The organism is Lacinutrix sp. YIN62 (assembly GCF_057219185.1).
Genome location: NZ_JBXVVH010000064.1, coordinates 1 through 1597 on the forward strand (window position 1 = coordinate 1; position 1597 = coordinate 1597).

A 1597-nucleotide genomic window follows, 5' to 3' on the forward strand; every position below is an offset into this window, starting at 1 on the left:
CGTCTAAAATTTTTAATTTGAATGATTCACTGTAACGTCTAGTAACTCTGTCATTTTTATACATAATCTACTTGAATTATGTAGCCTTTATTCAGGACGAGTCAAAATGCTTGCCAACGTTTAAGTATATGTGTTGTTTGGTTATAATCGTTTACGTAGCGAAAGCGAAGATAAACTATTTTCCAACGTATTTCTTTTAAAAAATGGTCAGCCTGTAAGCAGCTACCATATAAGTACAAGCTCACTTGTACATATTATAAAATAGCTTGCTTTTTTTATGTTTTTATAGACTTGTGCAACGATTACCAGTGTTACCACCAGTTTTTTATTTGATTCAACGTTCCGATTATCAGTCCGACAATTCCTCCGATATATGAGAAATTATGGATTTTCGCCACTTTATTAAATTCCGCTTTATGCTCAATTTCAAACGGGAAGTTATAATTCGTAATAATTTCCAATGGATTTAATTCCGCAATTCCATATCCAGTATATCCGAACAGAATTGTAATTCCGATTACGATTAGTATTGATTTCAGCGTTTTATTAAGTAATTTTTTTTCGCCGCTATATTTCATTCCGACAATTCCGAGAATCAGCCCAGTTAAAAGACCAAACCACCAAGTTGAGAAAAATCCAACCCAAATCAGAGCAAAAGTCCAATTTCCGCTAAATTCTCTCGAATAATCATCTAAAATTCCAAAATTGTAAAAAGTCAGTTTTGTGTAAAATTCAGGTGAGATTTTTGATGTAATAAAATCGTGCGTAATTCCATAAATCACACTTAAGGTTATGGAAATCAATATGGTTAATATTAAAGTTCTAATTTTTTTCAAATTGGTGGTAACGGTTCGGCTAAGCTGCGTTTTAATGCAGTTTAGGTTTTGTTAGGTGTAGTTTTTATTTTCCATAAAATATCGTTTTGTAATAATTTTTGATTTTCAGATATTAGTATCTCAATTATACCACTTTCTCCCGCAGTTAAAGTCATTTCATAACCATTACTTTCAAATTTTACTACTTCATTTCCCTTTTTGATAAAGTCTTTATTATTCACAAAAATTTTTGAAACATAGCCACTTCCGTCAATATTCATTCCTCCAGAAAATCGTTCAACAATATGCTCTTCCATATTTAAAAATTGTAGAGTATTCGTCTTGAATCATTATATAGATCAATCCATTTTCCATTTGAATATTTTGTCACTTTTAAACCAAGTCTAAATCCCATTTTGACTAATTTTTTAACAATAGAGTCCATATCAAAATTATCACTTTGCATTATTAATTCCATACCAAACCCTTCAGGAACGTCAAATGCATGAAAATCAAATTCATATTTAATATTTTTTTGTCTAATTGGTTCACAAATAGAATATCTAAAATGATCTTCAAGAGTCTCCTCATACATTCTTTCGCCCTGAAAATTAGCAATAGTTCGAAAAGGAATTTTAAATCTAAATTTAATTACTTTTTGTTTATTCATTTTTGTAATGTCTCGTCCTGAAATATGGCTACAGGTTAAAATTGAATTTACGCTGATAATTTATATACCATATTAGGAGTTTTAAAGTCTAAAGATAAATGTAATCTTACTT

Annotated in this window: 3 protein-coding genes; all 3 read right to left on the reverse strand. The window is 29.7% G+C overall.

The genetic code is table 11. From position 1 onward, the window contains the following. Positions 1-311: 311 nt before the first annotated feature. Genes AC2D8I_RS16140 through AC2D8I_RS16150 form a run of 3 tightly spaced genes read right to left on the reverse strand, consistent with a single transcriptional unit; the run spans position 312 to position 1410 of the window. Positions 312-836, reverse strand: coding sequence for a hypothetical protein (locus tag AC2D8I_RS16140; RefSeq protein ID WP_484707144.1), 525 nt, complete (start codon positions 834-836; stop codon positions 312-314). A gap of 41 nt (positions 837-877) precedes the next feature. Next, entirely contained in the window at positions 878-1132 is a 255-nt protein-coding gene (locus tag AC2D8I_RS16145) for a biotin/lipoyl-containing protein (protein ID WP_484707145.1), read from the reverse strand. A gap of 2 nt (positions 1133-1134) precedes the next feature. After that, entirely contained in the window at positions 1135-1410 is a 276-nt protein-coding gene (locus AC2D8I_RS16150) for a hypothetical protein (protein WP_484707146.1), read from the reverse strand. Between the last annotated feature and the right edge of the window lie 187 nt (positions 1411-1597).